Genomic DNA, 578 nt, shown 5'->3' with positions numbered 1-578 from the left:
ATAAATCCAAGTACTCAACCGCTGCTGCGCCGATCGCATCTGCGTCGCCCTGTGTTGCACCAATTACATATTCAGTCGCTTCAGTTAAGCGATCTAAAGCTGCAGAAAGTTGATCAAGCTTGCCAGCCAACGCAGGATTGCCTGATTCAGCAGCAATGAACTCTTTTACTTCGCTAGCAAATAGCTCATATAGTTTGCCACCATTAGCAACAACTTTACGCCCCATCAAGTCCATTGCTTGAACGCCATTAGTACCTTCATATATTTGCGTGATACGCGTGTCACGAACTAGTTGCTCTTGACCCCACTCACGAATAAAGCCATGACCACCAAATACTTGCTGACCAGCAACACAAGAATCTAATGCGCGGTCTGTCATGTATGCTTTAGCGATTGGCGTGAGAAGTGCAATCATTGCATTTGCATGCTTAATCTGATCGGCATCATCAGAGAACTTAGCAATGTCGAGGTAACTTGCAACGTAGGTAGAGAAAGCACGCGAGCCTTCTGTGTAAGCCTTCATAGTAAGAAGCATACGACGAACGTCAGCGTGAACGATAATCGGGTCAGCTTGCTTT

Annotated in this window: 1 protein-coding gene; it reads right to left on the bottom strand. The window is 46.0% G+C overall.

Going from position 1 to position 578, the window contains the following annotated elements:
* A partial coding sequence (locus tag A3739_RS03930) for an acyl-CoA dehydrogenase family protein (protein ID WP_197472026.1) occupies positions 1 to 578 on the bottom strand: 578 nt, incomplete at both ends.

Source organism: Oleiphilus sp. HI0067, assembly GCF_001635735.1.
This window is presented reverse-complemented; position numbering and strand designations above follow the sequence as displayed.